This is a genomic window from Pirellulales bacterium (assembly GCA_035546535.1).
Classification (GTDB): Bacteria; Planctomycetota; Planctomycetia; order Pirellulales; family JACPPG01; genus JACPPG01.
Window position 1 is genome coordinate 1 of record DASZWQ010000057.1, and the last position, 23042, is coordinate 23042.

At 62.3% G+C, this 23042-nt stretch carries 16 protein-coding genes and 1 tRNA gene; 7 read left to right on the forward strand and 10 right to left on the reverse strand.

All coding sequences use genetic code 11. The annotated features are described in order from the left end of the window. Window positions 1-236 precede the first annotated feature (236 nt). Window positions 237-309: transfer RNA gene (locus VHD36_07310), tRNA-Lys, on the reverse strand. 927 nt (window positions 310-1236) lie between these two features. Between VHD36_07310 and VHD36_07315 the strand changes: the two genes are divergently transcribed. Beyond that, window positions 1237-1914 (forward strand): hypothetical protein, encoded by a 678-nt coding sequence (locus VHD36_07315; protein HVU87112.1) that lies wholly within the window; start codon window positions 1237-1239, stop codon window positions 1912-1914. A 116-nt stretch (window positions 1915-2030) separates the two neighbouring features. Here VHD36_07315 and VHD36_07320 read toward each other — a convergent pair whose 3' ends face one another. The 6 genes from VHD36_07320 to fliW all read right to left on the reverse strand — a co-directional run bounded on the left by VHD36_07320 (window position 2031) and on the right by fliW (window position 7683). Then, on the reverse strand, window positions 2031-2681 hold the full coding sequence (locus tag VHD36_07320; protein HVU87113.1) for a PEP-CTERM sorting domain-containing protein: 651 nt from the start codon (window positions 2679-2681) through the stop codon (window positions 2031-2033). A gap of 261 nt (window positions 2682-2942) precedes the next feature. Then, window positions 2943-3440: a DUF1569 domain-containing protein gene (locus tag VHD36_07325; GenBank protein HVU87114.1), complete on the reverse strand. Its 498-nt coding sequence runs from the start codon at window positions 3438-3440 to the stop codon at window positions 2943-2945. A 218-nt stretch (window positions 3441-3658) separates the two neighbouring features. Further along, the gene (locus VHD36_07330) at window positions 3659-5746 is read right to left on the reverse strand and encodes a S9 family peptidase (GenBank protein ID HVU87115.1); all 2088 of its coding nucleotides are present in this window, start codon (window positions 5744-5746) and stop codon (window positions 3659-3661) included. Window positions 5747-6138: 392 nt separating this feature from the next. Further along, window positions 6139-6414 carry a hypothetical protein gene (locus VHD36_07335; protein HVU87116.1) on the reverse strand — a complete coding sequence of 92 codons (276 nt, stop codon included), beginning with the start codon at window positions 6412-6414 and terminating at the stop codon, window positions 6139-6141. 287 nt (window positions 6415-6701) lie between these two features. Beyond that, window positions 6702-6947, reverse strand: a complete 246-nt coding sequence (csrA, locus tag VHD36_07340; GenBank protein HVU87117.1) for a carbon storage regulator CsrA — start codon at window positions 6945-6947, stop codon at window positions 6702-6704. Window positions 6948-7248: 301 nt separating this feature from the next. Continuing rightward, entirely contained in the window at window positions 7249-7683 is a 435-nt protein-coding gene (fliW, locus tag VHD36_07345; GenBank protein ID HVU87118.1) for a flagellar assembly protein FliW, read from the reverse strand. Window positions 7684-8362: 679 nt separating this feature from the next. On the opposite strand from fliW, the gene VHD36_07350 reads away from it, so the two are divergent. From VHD36_07350 to VHD36_07360, 3 genes are all read left to right on the forward strand, one after another. Beyond that, the gene (locus VHD36_07350) at window positions 8363-9409 is read left to right on the forward strand and encodes a DUF1559 domain-containing protein (GenBank protein ID HVU87119.1); all 1047 of its coding nucleotides are present in this window, start codon (window positions 8363-8365) and stop codon (window positions 9407-9409) included. 43 nt (window positions 9410-9452) lie between these two features. Beyond that, a complete protein-coding gene (locus VHD36_07355) occupies window positions 9453-10379 on the forward strand; it encodes an alpha/beta hydrolase (GenBank protein HVU87120.1) in 927 nt (308 codons plus the stop codon). A 342-nt stretch (window positions 10380-10721) separates the two neighbouring features. Beyond that, a complete protein-coding gene (locus VHD36_07360) occupies window positions 10722-12248 on the forward strand; it encodes a nucleoside permease (protein HVU87121.1) in 1527 nt (508 codons plus the stop codon). Window positions 12249-12459: 211 nt separating this feature from the next. Here VHD36_07360 and VHD36_07365 read toward each other — a convergent pair whose 3' ends face one another. The 3 genes from VHD36_07365 to VHD36_07375 all read right to left on the reverse strand — a co-directional run bounded on the left by VHD36_07365 (window position 12460) and on the right by VHD36_07375 (window position 18174). Then, window positions 12460-15534 (reverse strand): class I tRNA ligase family protein, encoded by a 3075-nt coding sequence (locus VHD36_07365; protein HVU87122.1) that lies wholly within the window; start codon window positions 15532-15534, stop codon window positions 12460-12462. Window positions 15535-15721: 187 nt separating this feature from the next. Further along, window positions 15722-17305: a citramalate synthase gene (gene cimA / locus VHD36_07370; GenBank protein ID HVU87123.1), complete on the reverse strand. Its 1584-nt coding sequence runs from the start codon at window positions 17303-17305 to the stop codon at window positions 15722-15724. Between the two features lie 476 nt (window positions 17306-17781). Further along, entirely contained in the window at window positions 17782-18174 is a 393-nt protein-coding gene (locus VHD36_07375) for a hypothetical protein (protein ID HVU87124.1), read from the reverse strand. Window positions 18175-18339: 165 nt separating this feature from the next. Between VHD36_07375 and VHD36_07380 the strand changes: the two genes are divergently transcribed. From VHD36_07380 to VHD36_07390, 3 genes are all read left to right on the forward strand, one after another. Next, window positions 18340-18783 carry a GyrI-like domain-containing protein gene (locus VHD36_07380; GenBank protein HVU87125.1) on the forward strand — a complete coding sequence of 148 codons (444 nt, stop codon included), beginning with the start codon at window positions 18340-18342 and terminating at the stop codon, window positions 18781-18783. A gap of 282 nt (window positions 18784-19065) precedes the next feature. Continuing rightward, a complete protein-coding gene (locus VHD36_07385) occupies window positions 19066-20193 on the forward strand; it encodes a mandelate racemase/muconate lactonizing enzyme family protein (protein HVU87126.1) in 1128 nt (375 codons plus the stop codon). Between the two features lie 53 nt (window positions 20194-20246). Beyond that, window positions 20247-23036 (forward strand): DUF1553 domain-containing protein, encoded by a 2790-nt coding sequence (locus tag VHD36_07390; GenBank protein ID HVU87127.1) that lies wholly within the window; start codon window positions 20247-20249, stop codon window positions 23034-23036. The last annotated feature ends 6 nt before the right edge of the window (window positions 23037-23042 follow it).

Below are 23042 nucleotides of genomic sequence, written 5' to 3' on the forward strand. Positions count from 1 at the left end.
ACCACCCGACGTTGCACCTCGAACGACTACGCTTCAAACGCATGCTGGATTGGATCGTCCACCAAATCGTCGCCGTACTCCACGACGGCTCAACACCTTGCGTTGAAACCGGACCTTAACACGTGACTTGGCACTACTGAATTACAAAATATGGCCGGTCATGGGCCAGGCCGAGTCCGCGTCGGGATCGCAGCAAGCCGTTGACGACAAAGATGGTTGCGACGCGGAAAGAAAAATGAGGCTGTCGGGGCTCGAACCCGAGACCTACGGATTAAAAGTCCGTTGCTCTACCGACTGAGCTACAGCCTCGCGAGGGACCTATCAGTTTAGCCGCTTGGCGAGGTTGGGAAAAGCCGCCCGCTTCCTACGCGAAGTTCGGCAGGAAAACGACCGCTCAGCTTTTGTATTGAGCTTGGCGCAAATGTCCGTGGAAGCTTGCGGTGAAGCATCGAACGCGGTGCGCGTCATTGTTCCCGACTGCTGAAGAGATCAAGCGGTTCGCGAAGTAGTCGTTCACAACGCCCAGTCCCGGCGCCTGCCGCGCGGGGAATTCACATCAACATTATCGCGAGAACACTGACAGCGCAAATTGCCACCACCAGCACGATCGCCGCAAGGGCGATGCGCCTCTCATATTCATTCCTCTGCAACGCCCGGCCCCTTTCTGTTCCACGTAGGGCAAAGGACCACCATAGGGATGAGTCGAAAAACCCGCAACAAATACGTCGCGGGGAGCTTAAAGACACCATGACATCCAACGTCGCCATCGAAAGAACTCTCCGACGGCCCACAACATGGGGGGCAAGTCGGCCAAAATGCAAGCGCCGCGACTCCGAGGTGACGGTCACCTTCAGTAGCGGCGGGTATTGAGTTCACAGCGACGTCGACGGCCGGGCCTATACCTATCCTGAAAGCCGCTATCCTGAATCTGCTCCGATCATTCGCGAGCAGTCCGCGAAGGCATGGACCGGTTCTCGGCCTGGCACGTCGAGGTTGGGCGCTTTGCTGTGCAGATGGGGAGTCTCAATGGGAACATCGACCGGCCGCAACACACTGTCAGGATCGTGCTTGTCCGCGCCAATAGCCTAGTGGGTGGACAGGCGCTGCGGTTATCGCCTTCGCAGTTGGCCCTGGCATGTTACATCCAATCATGGCGAGTGGGGGGTAAAAGCTATGCTATGTGGCAATAGACGGGTGAGGACGCACTTGGCAGGTCTTACCGTTTTCGGCTACGTCATGGCGTTCGTTGGCGGCGCCGCAAATGCCGGCCTGATCACGGAAAACCTGAGCGTGGTTTTCACACACGGTGCGTCCATCAATCCCACGAACAATGCGCTCTATCTAACGGCCACCATCGCTGACACCGGGCCAAATGCCGTGCAATTAACGCTGACAAGCAACTTGGGAAATCAGGGATACAACCTCCCGAGTTACTACGTTGGGAACTTCTGGCTCGAATACTTATCAGCTTCGAACGGCTACACGGCCTCCTCGGATTTGAACGTAAGCTACGTCAGCGGTGCTAACGCCACCGTTACCCTCCACAATGCCAGCGATCAACAAGCTGATGGCGCCAACCGATACGACATCAACTTGAGTTTCGCCACCGCGCTATTGGGCAATAACGGCACTGCGGTCTTCAACATCACTGCGAAAAACGGCGCCACTTTCTCGGCGGCGAACTTCGCACAGCCTGGAACCCTTGGCGGGGCGAACAGCGCCGTGCCAGGTTATGTCGCCGCAGCGGCCGTGTTCGACAATCCTACCGGCGGCCAGATCAACGACAGTCAGACCTTTCTCATTGGCGCTCCCGTGCCCGAGCCAACTTCCTTAGTCAGTTGGACCGCACTGGCTGCACTCGTCGGGCTATGTGGGGCCATACGCCATCGCAAATCGAACAAAAGATTGGGATAGCCCCTTACGCAGTAGAGCGTAACAGCATGGTTTTGCTGGAACTGATATCATCTAAGCTTCTCAGACGCTTGCGGAACTGCTCGATGTTCCCGGCCTAGCGCAGAGAGACTTGCGGGTTATCGCCACTTTCGCCGGCGCATCTTAAGCAACGCCACACCGCCAATCGCGGCCAGCGCCAAGGTCGGCGGCTCAGGCACCGACACAAACGTGCGAAACCCGGCGTCCTGCGCCGCAGACCATCCCCACTGATTGAACGACGACGAAGCCCAACTCATACCACCGGGATATTGCGGAGCCGGCGGCGTGGCGGCTGAGTCCGACGTGGTCCACAGGTACCAGTCCGGATAGTTGCCTGTCTGCGAGCTGAGCACGATCGCCAATTGTTCTCCGGCGAAGACGTGGAAGGCTTGCGCGCCGAGGTCCTTACCGGTAAACGTCGTCGTATACAGCGTGGTCGGCAGGGAGGCCGCATCGAGCGAGTAGCTCGCGAGAACACCCAGGGAGGGCGCACCGTTGAAGGTGCCATGAATTTCCACGACGAGCGGTTTGTTCGTGGTCGGTGTCCGCGACACGGTAACTTCGACGCGATCCAGGATGCCCGTCTGACCGACCGTGAAGGTCTGTGCCAAACTTTGGCCCGAATAAAATGCCGCACCGAAACGATATTGCGGCGGCTCCCACACCTGGTCAACGACGCCGGCGCCCGCATATGTGTGCGTCGACAAGAAAACCGCGATCGTGATCGCGAACGTAACTAGTCTGCCCATCTTAGTTACTCCCGAGGCTGGAGGTGCTCCTGGTTCGTGAAGGTCACTCCTGTGAAAAAACGCGGCTGCTCCAACGGCAGCACGCTAATCCGCTACTCACTCAGCACGAAAGCTAGTGTTCGTCCGGAATGTGCATCGGATATCCCATGCAGGCTCGAGCGTCCTTGTAGCCTACGACGCCTGCAACATTCCCAGCAGCAGGCTCGGCCGTGACGTCAGGTGGCACGGCCGCGGACGATCGAGCGCAAGACGCGCGCGCCATTACTTCGGCACGATGAAGCTCATGTGCATGGCCGAGTGGTTCAGCATCAGCTTGTCCCATTCGGCGGGCGTGAGCTTGCCGAAGAATCCGTGCGGATGACGTTGCGGCTCGCTCTTCCAGCGGCGCACCGCGGTACGCAGCGCCTCGATCCCCTCCGCATCGCCGGTGGTATCGGGAATGAGCGCCGCCGCGAATTTTGGCGGCAGCTTGAACCCGGGTCGCATCGGTCCCTTGATCACCTTCTTCTTGAAGAGCAGCTGCGCCGCTAGCCGCATCGGCAAGGCGACACGGCCGGGAAAGCCGTCAAGCGCGGTCGACATGGCGTTTGCCAGATGCTTGGCCACTTGCCCCAGCGACCAGTTGCCCAACTGGCGATAGCCATTGGCGGCAAAGCGCTCGCACTCGGCCAGCACTTCGTCGTGCGATTGATACTGAACTCTGCGGCGGCCGTGAACGTGCGCCGTATCGACCGGACTCGGAGCTGTGGTCGTAGCCATACGAAAGACCTCCCATAAGCCCGAACTGGAAGCGAGACACCGGCCGCCACGCCGAAATGGTCGTTCCGGATTATACCCGTCGCGCGACGCAAGGAAACCAGCGGAGCGCAGCGGCGGAAGGGGTTTCTGTAGCGAGGTCGGGACCGTAGGGTGCGCTCTCGCGCACCAGGAGCCCGCTCACAAGAGAATTGCATGACCTCGACTGCAAGGCGCAAAGGCTATTTCCCGCCCGGCGCCACGTACTGCTTCAGCCAATCAAAGATCTGCTCGTGCCAGTACAGGCTGTTGGCCGGTTTCAGGACCCAATGCCCTTCGTCGGGGAAGTTGATCATCTTCGACGGCACGCCCAGCCGCTGCAGCGTGGTGAACAGTTGGTGCCCTTCGCTGATCGGCACGCGGAAGTCGAGATCGTTGTGAATGATGAGCATGGGGGTCTTGAAATTCTGCGCGAAGCGATGCGGCGAGAACTTTTCGTACGACTCGCGGTTCTTCCACGGCGCGCCGCCATGTTCGAATTCGTCGAACCATAGTTCGTCGGTCGTGGCGTACATGGCGTCGAAATTGTAGACGCCGCAATGGGTGATCAGCGTCTTGAACTTATCGGTATGCCCCTCGAACCAGTTCATCATATAGCCGCCGAACGAGGCGCCGGCCGCGGCCATGCGCGCGGTATCGATATAAGGCTGCTTCTCCATGTAAGCCACGCCCGCCATCAGGTCGTCAAAACACTTGCCGCCCCAGTCTCCGCTGATCTCGTTGGTGTATTGCTGGCCAAAGCCGGTGCTGCCGCGTGGATTCGGCAATGCGATCACGTAACCCTGCGCGGCCCACACTTCGGGGTTCCAACGAAAGCTCCAGGCGTCTTCCCAGGCGCCCTGCGGACCGCCGTGTACGAGATACACCAGCGGCCATTTCTTGCCCGGATCGAATCCGGGCGGCTTCAAGATCCACATCTGCATCGGCGTCCCGCCCGCGCCTTTGACCTCCACGCTCTCCGGCTTGGGCAGGTCGAGCTGCGCGAGCAACTCGGTGTTGGCCTGGCTGATGTTCTTCGCCTGCTTATTGGCATCGACCGCCAGAATCTCGGGCGGCGTGCGCATCGACGCGCCGGTGCAGGCCATCATTTTGCCGTCACTCGAGCGGCTCAGCGCGCCGTACGTCCGACCATCGAGGAATGGCGTGACCCGCCCCTCGGCCGCCGAAACGCGCGAAATCGTCGTCATGCCGCGCTGATCGGCCAGAAAGAACAGGCTCGCACCATCGGCCGCCCACAGGAATTGATCGACCGACGAATCAAAATCTTTCGTCAACACGCGCGGCTGCGCGCCGGCGCCCTGCGCAGGCATCACGCTCAACTCCCACTGATCCGCTTCGAAGCCCGGCACTTTCTGCGCGCGGTAGGCCAATTGCTTGCCGTCGGGCGAGTAGCGCGGATAGCTGTCGGCGGCCGGGTTCGCGGCGGTGAGATTCTCGGCCTTGCCGCCACCGACCGGCACGCGCCAGATGTCGTAGTTGGTGCTCCACGCCTCGTCGCGCTCGGGCGGAGCCGTGTAGACCAACGACTTGCTATCCGGGCTGAACGTGAAATCATCCCCGACGGAAAACGTCGTCGACGTCGGGTACGCGTCGCGATCGCCCGGCGTCATGTCGCGCGGCTCGCCGCCGGCGGCCGGCATCACGAACAGGTGCTGCCGCTTGTCCTCGACCCACGAGTCCCAGTGCCGATAGAACAGCCGCGTGAACGTCCGCGCCTTGACGGGGCTTTTGGCGATCTCCTCAGCCTTCTTCTTGTTCGCCGCGTTGCTCTCGGCGTACGGCTTGTCGGAGAACTCGGGATAAACGGCCGATACGAAGGCGATCAGCTTGCCATCAGGCGAAAAGATGCCGGTCGAAGCCTCGGTCGCGATCGTGGTCAACTGCCGCGCTTCGCCGCCCGCCAGGTCGATGATCCACAATTGGTTGTCGCCCGAGCGGTTCGATTCAAACAGAATGCTTTTGCCATCAGGGCTGAAGCGCGGATGGCGGTCTTTCTTGGTCGTGGTCGTCAGTTGCCGCGGCGCGCCGCCGGCCGTTGGGGCGAGCCAGATCGTCGACGAGCTCGAATTCGCCTCCAAGTCCACTGCGCCCACGACGTACGCCACTTGCTTGCCATCAGGGCTGATCTGCGGATCCGAGAGCCGCTTGAACTGAAACAAATCGCGGACGGTCATGGGCCGCGTCTTGGTCTCGGCAGCGGTCGCGTACCCGGCCTCGACGACGGCCAGAAGAATCAACAGCAATCCGAGCGGCCTGCGAGAGTTGTGCATCGTGTTGTATTCCTGAAGCGAGAATAAGCGGCGTGCAACCGTCGAACGCGCGATCGACCGGCGGTGTGAGGCGCCCGGGCACCGCACCGCCTGCCCGTACGTTATACGCAAGCAGCCGCGAGTTGCCAGTTCGCGCTGTCGCCGACAGTGGGGTGATTTAGCGTGTGATGCATGGACACATAAAAACGTCCCCTCTCCCTTCGCGAGAGGGTTAGGGTGAGGGCATTTAAGGCCGAAGCCGATTGCCGATCCCCTCACTCCGGCCCTCTCCCGAAGGGAGAGGGGACTCGCGGCACGCGGGTGAAAGCCTGCACACACTAATTACCCACTATCCCGCCATGCGGCCCGCACGCCTCGCGATGTCGCGGGCGTCGGCCCGTCGGCAATGTAAGCTACCGCGACCAGGCCGGCATGAAACAGTGCTTGTCGGCGGGGCTGATGGCGCGCGCGGTGCCTCCCTCGACGGGCACGACAAAGATGCGAGAGATGTCATCCCGCTCGACGGCGTAGGCCAACCCTGAGAAGGAGCTGCGCGCGTCGGTCACCTGGCAATAGAGTTTGCCCGTTGGTGCAGACGGTTCCTCGGCGGCGACGGCCGTGCTCGTGCGGGCAGCGAGTGCGAGTATCACGGCCGCGACGAAAAAGCGTAGAGCGGTTCTCGGCGCCATGCTGGGCTCCCTCCGTGCGATGGGCTCGTCCGCCATGGCCCGATACAGGTCGGCCGATGAGCGTGCTACCGAGGATCGTACGAAAGGAGGTCGTGAACAGGCAAGGCGAGTTCAGGCTCGCACAGCGGCGCCCCAGAAATAAAAACGCGGCGCTCGACCTGAGGGGGCGAGCGCCGCGTTTTGGGCGCGAAAATGACTATGTTATCGCCGGGCATTGGCGGCCGAGCCGCCGAGGGGACACCCAGCATCAGCTGGCAGCCGACCGATCAGCCGGCGCCGTTATGGGCCTAGCGGGTCGGCGAGTCGGGGGATTTATTCGGCTTGCCGATGCCGCGCGTGTCTTTGGGGTCGAGCTGGCTGGCGCGAAGGTTCTCGCGCTGGATCGCCTCGTACACCTCTTGCCGGTGGACGGGGATCTCGGTGGGGGCGCTGATGCCCAAACGCACTTTATCGCCGCGTATATCGACGACGGTGATGACAATGTTATCACCGATCATGATGCTTTCGTCGCGTTGTCTCGACAGGACTAGCACCTGTGGCTCCTTCCTTTGTTGCGACCTTCGGTGGGGGCGGTGGTGGCAGCCCGCCCTCCGCGATGTCGTTCCCGGCAAAGGTCCGTATTGTTATTCCCTGCGCCTAACGGACGTCCAGTGAGACGCGGCGAAATCGGGGGGACTTCGTCGCTTCACCGCGCGTCTTGTCAGTTGCCCGTTGTGCGTCTGGCGCCTCGTCGTCTCGCGATTGCTTGTCGGGCAGGCCTGGCATGCCCGAGCGCGCGGCTCGACATGATCCAGCCGGGTGTCGGAATCGCGATCCGGACGAAACTCGGTTTTCTTAGGCGGTCTTTCGCAATGCGGTCGTCGTCAGCTCGTATTGCAAAGGCATCTCGCCGTTGGCGATCACTTGCCGTCCCAGGCGCTTCTCCAGGTTCATCAGGATCGGCGCTTTCAGGTTCAGCGTGATGCCGCGTTCGTTCTTGGACATGATCGACAGCACTTGGGCGTCTTCCGGCCGCGCCAATTCGAGTGAAGCAAGTTCACGTCGAAACACGCGCAGCTGATAGTCGGGCACGAAGCGCCGCGGGCTGACCACGGCCAGCGCAACGCTGGGGCGCGTCGTGCTTTGCAACCAGCCAATCGCTTCGTTCTGAGCGTCGGCCAAGAGCACCCAGGAGTGACAATCGTCCAGCCCGAGCATCCCTTCCGGAAAACGGATCAGATCCTCGGCCGGCACCTCAACGTTGGCAAAACGAGTCGTACGGACTAGCATCGCACACCCTCCGTGGAAATCGTGCATCCAGCTTCCTCTCACTCGCGAGAGAAAACGCACATAGGCATGATCGGCCGCACTCGTTCTGAGTGAATAGGAAAAGTGGCGGCGGCTGTTCAGATGATTGGATTTGGGGAACCTTGGCGGACGCGCATAGCGAGTATGCCGAGCATGCGGCGCCGCGCCGTTAGAATCGTCAGGGTCGAAGAGCACCTCCCTCCCTTTGCAGCCGCATCAAACGGTTTTCACAAAACGCAAAAACCTCCCTCCCTTTCAGGGAGGGACCGAGGGAGGGTCAACGCGTTCAAAACATCAACGCGTGGGCATGAGGCAACGCATCACCCCTCACCCACACGTCACCCCTCACGCGGACCTCTCCCCTGAGGGGAGAGGAGTCAGGCGGAACGACCATCGAACGAGGGGCAACGCATCAAACCACTGCAGGCGCAGTCGACGAAATGATGATCGCACCTGGCGAAACTTTCGTCGGCGATCCGCTCGGTGTCGCGCGATTCCGATGCCGTTTGCGATGCTAAGCTCTTCGCAAGCCCTAAGTTCCGTTCGGTATCCGCATTCGTTACGTGCGCGGCATGACGCTTGCTTGGAATAACGCGACCTTTGACGTTCCGGATCAACGTCGAGCCAGATATCCCCCGCGCGTACGAGCAAGGAAGACCGAGTGAGCTGCTCCATATCGACGACTCTCAGCAGGCGCCGCGCCGGGTTTACCCTGGTCGAAATCCTCGTGGTAATCGCGATCATCGGCATTTTGATCGCCCTGCTGTTGCCTGCCGTCCAAGCCGCCCGCGAAGCGGCGCGCCGCACGCAATGCATCAACAATCTGAAACAGTTGGGGCTAGCCTGCCAGAATTACGCCGGAGTCCACGGCGGTTTTCCTTTACTCTACTCGTCGTCGAACCAGCCAGGCTGGATCACCCAACTGCTCCCCTATTTCGAGCAGGAGAACCTGTTATCGCAATACAACTACAAGCAGCCTTGGTTTGACGCCAGCAATGCGAATACGGTGTCGCAGCGGATTCCCATTCTCGAGTGCCCGACGAGCCCTCTCGATCATCTCTTCACGGCCACCGATCCCGCATTTGCCGGACAGAGCGCGAACCCGCTGACGACGTTCACCGTGGGTGCGACGGACTACTTTGCCCTCGCGGGCGCCTCGACAACAACGACGCTGAAAGCCCCGAGCACCATTCCCGCGGGTTACTTCGCCGCTTATCCGAATGTCCCGACCACCACGGATGTGTCGGGAGCTTTTGGCCCGCAGAGCACGACGCCCACGCTGTACCGTTTGGCCCAGGTGACCGATGGCCTTTCGAATACGGCGATCGTGACCGAGATGTCGGGCCGGCCGTATCTGTATCTGTCGAACGGGCGGCAAATCCCGACGGCCGGATTCCCGTCTTATGTCTCGCCTGGTTCGGTCGACGCGGCCGACAATATTCCCCTGTATTACGGTTGGGGTTCCTGGGCGCAGAATGATAATTTCAACGTGGGCACGTGGAGCGCCGACGGCTCGATGCAGGGGGGCACGTGTTCCGTGAACTGCAGCAACTACCGCGGCGTCTATAGCTTTCACACCGTCGGCGTCTATGCCACGTTCGGTGACGGTTCGGTTCACATGCTCAGCCAGCAGATCAGCCCGGCCGTGTTTTTTGCCGTAATCACGGCCCGCGCCGGCGAAACTATTCCCGACGTTAACAGCCTTTAGTCGGCAGCGGAAACAAAGACTCTCGTTTTCTGCGGAGGTACTCGTGCCATTCTCGTTGCGTCTTTCGCCCGCGATGATCGTTGCGACAGTGGGCCTGTTCGCCATTTTCTGCCAGGCGAGCTCGGCCGGCGCCCAGCAAACCGAGCCGAAAAAGGACCGGCCGCCGCGACCGTCGCAAGATGCCGTGGTGTCCGCCGATAGCGTCGTCAAGCGCGACGTCGCCTATGGCGACAAGGAATTGCAGAAGCTTGATATCTATGCGCCGGCAGGAGCCAAAAACGCACCGATCGTCCTGTTCGTTCACGGAGGAGAGTGGACGCGGCACGATAAATCGGAGGTGAGTTTCAAGCCCAAGTTTTTCAACGAGCACAAAATCGTGTTTGCGAGCACCAACTATCGGCTGTCGCCCGCCGCGACGCATCCGGCGCACGCGAGTGACGTCGCTGCCGCGATCGGCTGGCTGCACAAACATGCCGGCGAATTCGGCGGTGACCCCCGAAAAATCTTCCTGATGGGGCATTCGGCCGGTTGCCACCTGGTGACCTTGGTATCGCTCGACCCGCGCTACCTGGCGGAAGTCGGCCTGCGGCCCGCGGACCTGGCCGGCGTCGTGGCCTGGAGCGGGGGGGCTTATGATCTGGTCGACAAAGTCGCGCAAGGCGGCGCTTACGCCGACTACATCAAAAGCGCCTTCGGCGATTCACCTGACGTGTGGCGGCAAGCGTCGCCGGTTGCCCACGTGAGCGGAGCCAAGGCCGGCCCTCGATTTCTTTTCATCTCGATCGAGCCCGGCAACGCCTCGCATCAAGCGGCCGAGCGCCTTGCGAAGCTGATCGAGGAAAACGGCGGCCGCGCGACCTCGAAACTGATCGAGGGACGCGACCATTTCGGCGCCAATCACTTCCTGGGCGCGCCCGACGATACGACGGGCCAGATATTCCTGCAATTCATCCGCGACGCTGCCGACTAAGCGCAAAAACCTCCCTCCGTTTCAGGGAGGGATCGAGGGAGGGTCAACGCATTCAAAGCAACAACGCCTTGGATCAGGCAACGTCCCACCCCTCACCCTGACCTCTCTCCTGAGAGGAGAGGAGTTAGTCGGATGACCATCGCGTGAAACCATCCTGAAGCTACCGAGCCCGGCTACAGAGGATAAGACCGGAGTCGGGAACCTTTCTTCTCGCTGCGCGCCTGCCTAGAATGCCGACTTGGCGCGCGACTGTCGGGCATGGCCGGACCTGAGTATCCAGGCCGATATTCACCGAACGAATCGCGCGCTCCAGAATTGCCTTCAGTCTTGGAGCCCGGCCCGATGCTTTCCGCCCGCACGCGTTTGTCCGCGATGATGTTCCTGCAGTATTTCGTGTGGGGCAGCTGGGCCGTCTCGGCCGGCGGCTACATGGGAAAGGCGTTGCACTTCAGCGGGCAGAGCATTGGGCTGGTCTACTCGACCACGGCTATCGGCGCGATCTTTGCCCCGCTGTTCGTTGGCTACATCGCCGACCGGCTGTTCGCCACCGAACGCATCCTGGCCACGCTGCACATCGTCGGCGGGGCCCTGTTGGTGGCGGCATCTTTTCAAAAGACGCCGAACGGACTGTTTCTGGTCATGGTCGCTTATGCCCTGTGCTACATGCCGACCCTGGCATTGACGAACTCGATTTCGATGGCCAACGTCGGCGATCCGGAAAAGGAGTTTCCGCGCATTCGCGTATTCGGCACCGTCGGCTGGATCGCCGCCGGACTGATCGTCGGCATCTTGCTGGGCGAAGAGAATGAGCGCTTCTTTCAAATGGCGGGCGGAGCTTCGGTCCTCTTGGGACTGCTGTGCCTGACGCTGCCGCATACGCCGCCGCGCGGTGCGTCGGGGGGCGACGCCCTGGGGCTGGGCGCGATCGGCTTGTTCAAGGAACCATCGTTCACGATCTTTGCCCTCTGCTCGTTCCTGATTTGCATCCCGCTGGCCTTTTATTACGGCTTCGCCAACGCCTTCCTGGTAGAGACCGATCGCCCGTCGCCGACGGCGCTGCAAACCCTCGGGCAGATCTCCGAGGTCTTCTTCATGGCGGCCATGCCGTGGTTCATCGTCCGGCTTGGGATCAAGAACATGCTGCTCGTGGGCATGGCGGCCTGGGTGGCACGATACTTGTGCTTCTCCACGCTCGATTTCTCGCTGGTCCTCGTGGGCCTGGTGCTGCACGGCGTGTGCTACGACTTTTTCTTCGTGGCCAGCCAGATCTACGTCGACAAAAAGGCTCCCCGCGACATGCGGGCGAGTGCCCAGAGTCTGATCGCCTTCATCACGCTGGGGCTGGGCATGTTCGTCGGATCGAACGTCAGCGGCTGGATCGTCGAGAAGTATCCGGCCGTGACGATCGAGGCGACCAATGCCGAAGGGAAGGCGATCACCGCGGCCTTGCCCGACTGGGCCGGCGCCGGCGCCGACGATTCGGTGTGGAAGTATCTCGATCTGAAGAGCACGCTGGGCGGGATGATCTTTGGCGAGCAGCACGTGGAATCGAAACACGGTCCCGACTTCGCCGCGGCCAACGACGCCAATGGCGATGGTCAGCTGCAGCTCAACGAAATACCCGACGGGTGGGTCGAGCGGCCCAACGTCGACGATCCAGCGCAAGACGTGACCTACTCGGGCACCGCCTTGCGGGCAGCATTCGCCCAGCTCGATCCGAACTCGACAGGTATCATCACGCGGGCCCAATGGCGCGCGGCACAGGCGCACGATTGGTCGAAAATCTGGATCTGGCCCGCCCTCATGGCCGGCGCCACGTGCCTGCTCTTCTGGCTAGGCTTTCACGACCGCGTGAAAGCGGTCGATTAGAGGAGTGCACCACGGAGACACGGAGGCACGGAGAAGAGAATGCAAAAGTAAAAATGCAGAATATGCAGAATGATGAATCAAGAAAGAGACGGAATCAATGGCCGATTGACCAATTTGAACGCCCCAACGCTCATCGCTTCTTTAATTCCTCATTTTGCATTCTGCCTTCCCTCTGTGTCTCCGTGCCTCCGTGGTGCAGACTGTTCCTCGGTTACTTCCCGCGCTGGGCGATCAGCGCTGCCAGCGCCGCATCGGTGGCTGCCAGGCGTTCGTGCTGCTCGGTCAGTGAGCGGCGTTCGGCCTCGACCACTTCGGCCGGCGCCCGCTCGACGAAGTTGGCATTCGCCAGCTTTTTTTCCTTGGTCGCGATCGCGCCGAGCAGCCGTTCGCGCTCTTTCTGATTCCGCGCGATTTCGGCTTCGACGTCGATCAAGCCGGCCAGGTCCACGAACAGCTCTCCGGCGCGGAGCACGGTGTTCGCGCTCGTGGCGGGCGCGGTGACCGCCGGCCCCCACTCGGTTCCCTGCGCCTTGGCCATCGATTCGAAATAGCCGGCCATCGGCTCGAGTAGCGCGGCCACGTCCGGCTCGCACCGCAACGAGAAGCGGATCTCGGTGCGCGGCGGCAAATTCTGCCGGCTGCGAATCTCGCGCAAGCCGCCGAGCACTTCTTGAAACCGCGCGAAACGGGCTTCGCTCGCCGCATCTTGCCGGGCGCGGTCCACCTCGGGCCACGTCGCGATCATCACGCTCTCGGCCGGCGGCTCTTGCTTCGTAAGTCCGCGCAGCGGCGCCGCCTCGTTCAACAACTGCCAAATCTCCTCGGTGATGAACGGAATTACCGGGTGCAACAGCCGCAACAAATTATCGAGCGTGTGCGCGAGCACGCGCTGCGCCGTCGGGCGGCTGGCCGGATCTTGCAGCCGCGCCTTCACCATTTCCAGGTAAAAGCTGCAGAATTCGTCCCAGGCGAATTCATACAACAGCCGCGTCGCGTCGGCAAAGTGATAAGCGTCCAGCGCCGCGGTCACGCCGTCGGTCACGGTCGCCAACCGGCTGAGGATCCATCGATCTTCGGTCACCAGCTGCGTGTCGTCGACTTTGCCCGGCGTATACCCTTCCAGGTTCATCAGCACGAACCGTGCGGCATTCCACAGCTTGTTGCAGAAATTCCGCGCCAGCTCGAACCGATCGCTCACCACGGCGCCGCGCGGCAGGGCCACGTCGGCCGCCTTTTCGGCCCATTGCGTGGCGAACTCCTTGCCGCACTGCTTGCACGGCACGCGCGGCAGCACGCGATTCTTCTTCGTCTGCTCGACCAGCGCTCCGCAGTGCGGGCATTCGAATTCCACCGGCATCCGCACGTCCTGCGTTTCGGTCGTGAGGTACGCCAGCCCGAACCGCAACGCGTCAGCGCCGAACTTCTCCATGATGTCGACCGGGTCGACGCCGTTCCCCTTCGACTTGCTCATGGTTTCGCCATAGCCGTCGAGGATCTTCGGATGGATGAACACCTCGCGGAACGGCACATCTCCGACGTTGTGCAGCCCGGTGAGCACCATGCGCGCCACCCACAGCGTGATGATGTCCCGGCTCGTCACTAGCGCGCTTGTCGGGTAGTAGTACGCCAGCTCTGGAGTTTTCTCCGGCCAGCCGAAGGTCGAGTGCGGCCACAGGGCCGAGCTGAACCAGGTATCGAGCACGTCGGCCTCGCGCGTCAGTTTGCAGCCCGGCACCGCGTCCTCGGCCAGATCCTCTTCGCGTGCGCAGATGAGCCAGCGGTCATGCTCCGGATCGCGGTGCCACACGACGTCATCACGACCGGCGAAGGCGCGCTTCAAATCCGCTTCGCTCGCGCCCGGCGCGTACCAGATCGGAATCTGATGCCCCCACCACAATTGCCGGCTGATGGGCCAGTCGCGCTTCTCCCCCAGCCAGTCGAGATAGCCGCTTTTATATCGTTCGGGCACGATCTTCACGCGGCCGTCGCTCACGGCATCCATCGCCGACTGCGCGAGGTCCTGCATGCGCACGAACCATTGATCCGCCAAGAGCGGCTCGATCGGCGTCTTTGAACGGTCGGAGTGCGCGAGCTCGATCTCGCGATCCTCGACCTCGGCCAGCAGGCCGGCCGCTTCCATGTCGGCCACGACGCGCTCGCGCGCTTTGAGAATCTTCAGCTTCGCGTACGGGCCGGCATTTTCGTTCAGCGTGCCGTCGATGTTTAACACATTGATCATCGGCAAAGATTGCCGCTTACCCACCTCGTAGTCGTTCGGATCGTGGGCCGGCGTAATTTTCACGCAGCCGCTACCCAGCTCAGGCTTGGCCCACTCGTCGGCCACGAGCGGAATCTCGCGATTCATGAGCGGCAACATCACTTTGCGACCAGCCCGCGCCATGTCGCGCAGCTTTTCCAGCCCGGCGAGCATCGTGCGGCGACGATCGGCCAGCGCGTCGAGCTGCGTTTGGATCTCGGGGCGTTGCTTCTCGGCGGCCTCGGCCAGCTTTTGCCGCAACTCGGCTTCGGCCGCGTCGAGCGCGCGCGCCGGGTCGGGATGCACCGCCACGGCCGTATCGCCTAGCATCGTCTCGGGCCGGGTCGTGGCCACGGTCACGTGCGTCGGCTCGCCGGGCTGCGGATCGATCACCGGATAGCGCAAATGCCAGAAGTGCCCGGCTACCGCCTCGTGAAACACTTCGTCATCGCTCACCGCGGTTTGCAGGAACGTATCCCAGTTCACCATCCGGCGACCGCGATAGATCAAGCCTTCCTGGAAGAAGGTAAAGAACGTATGCCGCACGGCCCGGGCGCACACTTCGTCGAGCGTAAAGCGCGTTCGCTGCCAATCGCAGCTACAGCCCAGCCGCTTGAGCTGCCCGAGAATGCGCCGCTCGTATTCGTTCTTCCAATCCCAGATACGGGCCACGAGCTTTTCGCGCCCCAGGTCGTGCCGCGATAGCTTCTCCTCTTCCAATAGCCGTCGCTCGACCACGGCCTGCGTGGCAATGCCCGCATGATCGGTGCCCGGCATGTACAAGGCATTGAAGCCGCGCATCCGCTTGCTGCGGATCAAAATATCCTGGATCGTGTTGTTCAGTGCGTGGCCCAGGTGCAGCGCGCCGGTCACGTTCGGCGGCGGGATGACGATCGCGTAGGGCTTGCGCTTGGGGTCAGGCTCGCTGTGAAAATACTTGCGCTCTTCCCAAAACCGGTACCAGCGCTGCTCGGGCCCCGCGTGATGATACTGCTTGGGCAGTTCTTGCTCCGTCGTCGTGGTCGACATCGTTCAATGCTCCGGTCAGGCATGTCTGGCCCGACACTTGTAGGAGGGGGGAGGGTTAAATCCGTTTTGCCGAGCGATGAACGAGGAGTGCTGAGTGCTGAACTGAAGAATCTCATTGGGCGTTCAACGATTACCATCGCATTCCGCTCATCACTTAGCACTCATCACTCCGCGCTTCTTCCATTCATCATTTTGCATTTCCTGCACTTCTCGTCTCGTCCTTGCACAGCTTGTATTCGAAGCTGTCGACCAGCGCCATCCAACTGGCCTCGATGATGTTCTCGCTCACGCCCACCGTGCCCCATACGTCGTGATCGTCGCGGCTTTCGATCACCACGCGTACGCCGGCGGCCGTGGCCGCTTCGGAGTTGATAACCCGCACTTTGTAATCAACCAGGTGCATTTTGGCGAGACTCGGATAGGCCGCGGCCAGCGCCTTGCGCAGCGCCGCGTCGAGCGCATTGACCGGGCCGTCTCCTTCGGCCACTTCGTGGCGCACGGTATCGCCGACGCGGATTTTCACCGTGGCCTCGGTCGTCACTTCGCCGCCGGCGTCGGCCTCGACCGACACGTGAAAATTCAACCGCTCGAAGTGCGGCGTGAACGTGCCGGCACAGCGCCGGACGAGCAAATCGAACGACGCTTCGGCCGCTTCGAACTGGTAGCCGGCGTTCTCCATCTTCACGACTTTGTCCAGAATCTTCTCGGCGAGCGCCCGATCGTGCTGCAGGTTGTGCTTCGTGGTGAGCGCCTGGATGTTCGAACGGCCAGACAGCTCGCTCACCAGAATGCGGCGTTCATTGCCGACTTTTTCCGGCGTGATGTGCTCGTAACTGGCCGTCGCGCGATTCACGGCATGGGCGTGCATCCCGCCCTTGTGCGCAAAAGCGCTCGAACCCACGAAGGGCTGGCCGTTGCGAAAGTTCATGTTCGCCAGCTCATAGGCGTAGCGCGACAGCTCGGTCAGCCGCTGTAAGCTCTCGGGCCGCAGGACTTCGTAGCCCGACTTCTTCAGCGCCAGGTTCGCCACCACCGCGATCAGGTCGACGTTGCCGCACCGCTCCCCCACGCCATTGATCGTTCCCTGCACGTGATCGGCACCGGCGTCGACGGCCGCCAGCGTGTTGGCCACGGCCAGTTCGCAATCGTTATGGCAGTGAATGCCCACCGGCACCTTCAGCGACTCGCGGGCCGCCCGCGTCAGCTCGGCGATTTTCTCCGGCAGGTTGCCACCGTTGGTATCACACAGCACGACGGTTCGGGCACCCGCCTCGGCCGCGGCCTGGATCGTGCGGCGCGCGTAGTCAGGGTTCGCCTTCCAGCCGTCGAAAAAATGTTCGGCGTCGTAGATCACCTCGCGCCCCATGCGGCGCAGGTAGGCGATACTATCGGCGATCATTTCGACGTTTTCATCGAGCGTGGCGGACAATACCTCGGTGACGTGAAAGTCCCACGTTTTGCCCACCATCGTGATGATCTTCGCGCCCGAGTCGACCAGGGCCTTCATGCCCGGGTCTTGATCGGCCGAGATCCCCTTGCGACGCGTCATGCCGAACGCGCACACCCGGGCGTGAGCCAGATTCAGTCCGCCGACGCGCTGGAAATATTGCGCGTCCTTGTCGTTCGACAGCGGATAACCCCCTTCGATGTAATCGAAGCCCAGGCTGTCGAGCCGCTGGGACAAGAGCAGCTTGTCCTGCAGCGAGAAGTTGACCCCCTCGCCCTGGCTGCCATCGCGCAGTGTAGTGTCGTAGATTTCGATGCGGCGCATGCTTGTTCCTCAGAAAACAAAAAAACCCTGCCGGCCATCGAGCGGCCTCAGGGCTTGCGATCGTGCGGATTAAACGCCCTCGACGCCCTAGGCCTGCGCCCCCTGAATAATCGCGATAATAACGCCGACGACCGATCGGGCAGCGTAACCGCCCCCGCCGTAGGAATTCCGGCCGTCGCTCATCAACTTCGCGCTTGTCATCGGAGGCACTTTGCCAGGACCAAAGGTCTTATTCAGTCAAAAGATACGCCGCAAAACAGGGGGTGTCAATCGCCGCTTGTTCGGCGTGTGCAGCTCCTAATTCCGACACGCCGGTCGGCGGAAAGGTTCCAGGCCCCTGGCGTTATTGGATATTGTCCAGTACCAGCCCGAAGCGCCAGCGAGGGATCTTTTGCAAGGGCGTCGCAACCAAAGCCTCGCTCGCGCTTCGGGCTGGTGATGAGAATCGCGAACCGGAGCTTCGCACGTTCGGCGCGTCAGCTATCCAGGTCCACGTTCTGCCCGCGCGATTTGCACAGCTCCTTCAAGATCTGGATCCGCACGCGCTGCGTGTCGGTGGGGCCGACGTTGCCGACCTTGCGTGGATTGTCCTGCACCCATTTAAGTGCCTTGGCCACGATCTTGACAAAATCACGGCTATCGCCGATTCGCGCGGCGATCGCCTTGGCGTCGATACTGTCGGCGATCGCACTATCCATCCAGTGCGGCGGAGCATCCAGGTTGTTCATAGCCAGTTCACTGCCCGCGAGTTCACTGCCCGCCAGTTCATTACCTAATTGCGCACAGCATTCGCCGCGCGCCGTCGCGGTCAGCGACGCCGTTCCGAGGCCGACCGCGACCAGGGCGGCCCGTCGTGTGATTCTTGCCATCGCGATTGCTCCGTATGAGTAGATGTCGACCTGGAATTTGAAAAATACTGGCGCGACAGGCGCAGCGGCGCGCCGCCCTCACTATATTCATTTCAGGTCAGATCACGAAAGCGCATTCTGTAGCCGGGGTCCGTGACCCCGGTGCATCACCAACGGAGGGCAGCGATGCAATACGACGTCCACGTCCAAACTCTAGCCCCGCGCCCTGTGGCCGTGCTGCGCTTCCAGGCGGCGCAAAGCGAGCTCTCGAAAAAAATCCCCTGGGCGTGCGGCGAGGTGTGGAACTTCCTCCGCGCCGCGCAAGTAAAAACGGCCGGTCGCCACGTGGCGATTTACTACGACTGCGAAATCAATGTCGAATGCGGCGCCGAAGTCGACGAGCCGTTCGTTTCCGATGGCCGCGTGGTCGCGTCGGCCACGCCAGCCGGCCGGGTCGCCACGGCGGCGCACATCGGTCCGTATCACTTGCTCGGCGGCGCGCACCAGGCCATCACGCAAGCCTGCCAAGCGCAAGGCCACTGCCTGGCCGGCCCGAACTGGGAAATCTACGGCCACTGGACCGACGACCCCACGCAACTCCGCACGGATGTCTTCTATTTGCTGAAGTGAGGCAGCGTCGCACTAGTTGCGACTTTAGGAGTGATCGTACACCAGCCCGAAGCGCTAGCGAGGGATTTTCGGCGTCTCATCTTCAAGGCATACCTCGCTGGCGCTTCGGGCTGATATCATGTCCTAACATCTTCTGCGTAATCTGTGGACGTATTTGGGCTTTAGGTGTTTGAATTTCGGCATCAACCATTGCAGCGCATCGTTCCTCTGTGTGCTACAATCAAAGCCCGCCGGCAGCCCGCCCTAAGCCAATCGCTGGTAAGCAAACCCTCGGCAAATCGCATGAAGATCACGCACGTCGTCTGCCAGATTCTGCGAATCCAGAACGTGCAGGCGAAGACCGCCAGCAGCCAGGATTCGGTCCTCGTTCGTGTTCGCACCGATAACGGACTGGAGGGGATCGGCGAGGCCGACTCTTCGCCCGAGGTTGTCAAAGCGATCGTCGACGCTCCGTTCAGCCACAACATCGCCTGCGGATTGCGCGAATTGCTGATCGGCGAGAATCCCTTGGAAACGCAGCGGCTGTGGCAAAAGATGCTCCGCCGCACGATGTACTTCGGCCGCACTTCGGCCACGGTCACGGCCATGGCCGCCATCGACATGGCGCTGTGGGACTTGAAAGGAAAGCATTTCGGCGAGCCGATCCATCGGCTGCTGGGGGGCAAGCAGCACGACCGCATCAAGGCGTACGCCTCGATTCTCTTCGGCCGCGACGGCAAGGAAACCGCCGACATCGGCCGCCGCTGGCGCGAAGCCGGCTACCGCGCCGTGAAATTCGGCTGGGAACCGATGGGCCCGTCCGAGGCGGTTGATATCGACCTGGTGCGCGGCGCCCGCGCCGGCGTGGGCGACGACGGCACCGTGCTGATCGATGCCGGCTGCGTGTGGGATGCCCGAACGGCGTTGCGCCGCGCGCACGCGTTTGCCGATTTCAAAATCGAATGGCTCGAAGAGCCGCTCCGGCCCGAGGATTACGAAGGCTATGCCTGGCTGCGCGATCGCTCGCCCGTGCCGATCGCGGCGGGCGAGGAAGAATGCGGCCGCGAAGCCTTCCGCCCGCTGATCGATCGCCGCGCGGTGGACGTCTATCAGGTCGACCTGGCCCGCAACGGCTTTACTGACGCCGCTTATATTCGCGACCGTGTCGAAGAGATCGGCGCCCGGCTGTGCAATCACTGCTATACGAGCCCGGTCACGGTCGCTGCCGGCCTGCACTGGCTGGCCACCTGCCGCGACGCCTTCATTTACGAGGATTGCGTCGAGGATTCGCCCCTGCGGCACGAGTTGACAATCGAGCGCGTGCAAGCCGAAGATGGGTGGATCGCGATCCCGGACCGGCCCGGGCTGGGCGTGACGTTGGACGAGGATTTCGTCCGGCGCACGCTGGTGGCCGAATCGGGTGCGAAATAAACAAGTGATTGTGCGGCGGACGTCACCCGCCGACAACGAATGTCGAAACTCAAATGTCTAAAGAAAACCAAAACACCCGAGTGACGAACGGGTGCGGTGACACCACCGCCTTCGGCTTGCTGCCGTCTTTCCTGCTTCGACATTTGCAAAGGTTGCTCCGGTGCCACTGGTGGCTTGCCCACCAGTGCCGAACCGAGCGAGCGATCACTGGTGGACGAGCCACCAGTGGCACGCAGGGCAATCGATTCGGCCTTTGGCATTTACTGCCCTCTGCCCTCTGCCTGCTGCCGGCTCTTTTCCGTTTACTGCCCGCTGCCCTCTGCCTGCTGCCGGCTCTTTTTGCCGCTCCCGTCGCGGCCGCGCCGCCGGACCTGAAGCACGACATCCTGCCTCTCTTGCGTGCCCGTTGCGTCAAATGTCATGGGCCGATGAAGCATGAGAGCGGCTTGAATCTCAGCACGCCGCGCAGCATCGCCCGCGGGGGCGAATCGGGCGCGAGCGTCGAGGCGGGCCATGTCGAGAAAAGCCTGTTATGGGAGCGCATCGACGCGAACGAGATGCCGCCGGAGGCTCCGCTGGCTGCCGAGGAGCGCGCCCTGTTAAAGGAGTGGATCGCGGCCGGCGCCCCCGGTCTGCCGAGCGCCGAAGAGGCCGCGCGGCCCGGCCCCGACCATTGGGCTTTCGTTCCGCCCGCACGTCCCGCCATGCCATCGGTCGCGCACAGCGAACAAGTCCGCACCGACGTCGATCGATTCATCCTGGCCGAGCTTGAGCGCCGCGGCGGGCAACTCGCGCCGCAGGCGCCGCCGCTCGTGCTATTGCGGCGCGTGGCCATCGACCTGACCGGCCTGCTGCCTACGCCCGAGGAGATCGCGACGTATCTCTCGGACATTTCTCTCCCTGAGACGGCCGCCGGCGCGTACGAGCGGATGGTCGAGCGCTACCTGGCCAGTCCACGTTATGGCGAGCGGTGGGGGCAGCACTGGCTGGACGCGGCCGGCTACGCCGACAGCAATGGCTACTTCAACGCCGACACCGATCGGCCGCTCGCCTATCGTTATCGCGATTACGTGATCGCGGCCGTTAGCGCCGATAAGCCATTCGACCAATTCTTGCGCGAGCAGATCGCCGGCGACGAGCTTTCCGGTTACACGCCCGACGGCGACGTCACGCCCTCGATGGTCGAGCCACTGGTGGCGACTCACTTTCTGCGCAACGCTCCGGACGGCACCGGCGAAAGCGACGGCAACCCCGACGAGCAGCGTGCCGATCGCTTCACCGTGCTGGAAGGAACCGTGCAGATTCTCGGTTCCAGCCTGCTGGGAATGACCGTGCAATGTGCCCGCTGCCACGACCATAAATTCGAGCCGATCACGCAGCGCGAATACTATCAACTGCAAGCGATCTTCTGGCCGGCCTATTGCCCGGACGATTGGCGCAAGCCGAACCAGCGTCGCGTGTCGGTCGCCCGTAGCGACGAGCGCCGGGAACACGCCGAGCGCACCAAAACGCTCAATGAACAAATCAAAACCGTGCGCGACGCGCTGGAAGAAAAGGCCAAAAGCTTTCGCGAACAATTGGCCGCCGAACATCGGGCCAGCCTCGACGAAGAAACGCGGGCGAAGCTGGCCGAGGCCGAGAAGCACGACAAGAAGGAGCGCAGCCCCGACGAGAAGAAGCTCGTCAAAGCCCTGAACGACGCCACGGAGTTGCCGCACGACGCACTGGCCGAGAAATTCCCCGACTTTGCCACGGCACGTGACCAGGCGAACACGCAAATCGACGCACTCGAATCGCAGCTTCCCACGCCGCTGGCCGAGCTGTCGATCCTGGCCGACGTGCAAACCGAGCCGACGCCGCATCATCTGCTCGTGCGTGGCGATTATCGGGCTCTCGGCTCCGAAGTCGCGCCCGGGGTGCCGCAAGTGATGAACGCGGCCGGCCAATCGTACGAAGTCGTCGGGGCCGCCACGCCCGCCGGCGGGCGGCGCACGGCCCTGGCCCGCTGGCTCACCGATCCTCGGCATCCGCTGGTCGCGCGGGTGACGGTCAACCGCATCTGGCAGCAGCATTTCGGTCGCGGCATCGTGGCCACGGCCGACAATTTCGGCTACACCGGCGCGCCCCCGTCGCACCCCGAGTTGCTCGATTACCTGGCCACCGAGTTCGTCGCGTCGGGCTTTAGCACCAAGGCGCTGCACCGGCTGATCCTGAACTCGGCCACGTACCGGCAATCGAGCGCCGCCAACGAGGAAGTGCGGGCGGCCGACCCCGAAAACCTGCTGCTCGGGCGGTTTCCGCTCCTAAGGCTCGATGCCGAATCGATCCGCGATTGCATGCTCCGCGCCAGCGGCGAACTCGATCTGGCCGTCGGCGGCCCGTACGTGCCGACCAAGCGCACCGACACCGGCGAAGTGGTCGTCGCCGAGGGCGGCGCCGTCGCGCGGCGCTCGATTTATTTGCAACGCCGCCGGACCCAGCCCGACAGCATGCTCGACGTCTTCGACGTACCGCAAGGGGGGAACAACTGCACGCGGCGTAATGCCTCGACGATCGCACTGCAATCGCTGAGTCTGCTGAACTCGGAATTCGTCACGGCCCGCGCCGCGGCGCTCGCCGCGCGTTTGGAAAAATCTGCCGGCGACGATCCGGCAGCTCGCGTCGCGCAGGCGTTCCTTGTCACGTACTCGCGCCCGCCAACGGCCGAGGAGGCCGCGGCCGCCGAACAGTTCCTGGCGACCCAACCCGCGAACTACGCCGGCCAGCCCGACGCGACTGAGCGCACTTGGCGCGATTTCTGCCAGATGCTGCTGGCCAGTAGCGCGTTTTTGTATGTTGAGTAGGGGACG

What these genes read in the sequence shown, in the direction of transcription:
- VHD36_07390 (HVU87127.1), top strand. Translation starts at nt 20,247, where the DNA reads ATGTCTAAAGAAAACCAAAACACCCGAGTGACGAACGGGTGCGGTGAC.
- VHD36_07360 (HVU87121.1), top strand. Translation starts at nt 10,722, where the DNA reads ATGCTTTCCGCCCGCACGCGTTTGTCCGCGATGATGTTCCTGCAGTAT.
- VHD36_07365 (HVU87122.1), bottom strand. Translation starts at nt 15,534, where the DNA reads ATGTCGACCACGACGACGGAGCAAGAACTGCCCAAGCAGTATCATCAC.
- fliW (HVU87118.1), bottom strand. Translation starts at nt 7,683, where the DNA reads ATGCTAGTCCGTACGACTCGTTTTGCCAACGTTGAGGTGCCGGCCGAG.
- VHD36_07330 (HVU87115.1), bottom strand. Translation starts at nt 5,746, where the DNA reads ATGCACAACTCTCGCAGGCCGCTCGGATTGCTGTTGATTCTTCTGGCC.
- VHD36_07320 (HVU87113.1), bottom strand. Translation starts at nt 2,681, where the DNA reads ATGGGCAGACTAGTTACGTTCGCGATCACGATCGCGGTTTTCTTGTCG.
- cimA (HVU87123.1), bottom strand. Translation starts at nt 17,305, where the DNA reads ATGCGCCGCATCGAAATCTACGACACTACACTGCGCGATGGCAGCCAG.
- VHD36_07375 (HVU87124.1), bottom strand. Translation starts at nt 18,174, where the DNA reads ATGGCAAGAATCACACGACGGGCCGCCCTGGTCGCGGTCGGCCTCGGA.
- VHD36_07380 (HVU87125.1), top strand. Translation starts at nt 18,340, where the DNA reads ATGCAATACGACGTCCACGTCCAAACTCTAGCCCCGCGCCCTGTGGCC.
- VHD36_07315 (HVU87112.1), top strand. Translation starts at nt 1,237, where the DNA reads ATGGCGTTCGTTGGCGGCGCCGCAAATGCCGGCCTGATCACGGAAAAC.
- VHD36_07335 (HVU87116.1), bottom strand. Translation starts at nt 6,414, where the DNA reads ATGGCGCCGAGAACCGCTCTACGCTTTTTCGTCGCGGCCGTGATACTC.
- VHD36_07385 (HVU87126.1), top strand. Translation starts at nt 19,066, where the DNA reads ATGAAGATCACGCACGTCGTCTGCCAGATTCTGCGAATCCAGAACGTG.
- VHD36_07325 (HVU87114.1), bottom strand. Translation starts at nt 3,440, where the DNA reads ATGGCTACGACCACAGCTCCGAGTCCGGTCGATACGGCGCACGTTCAC.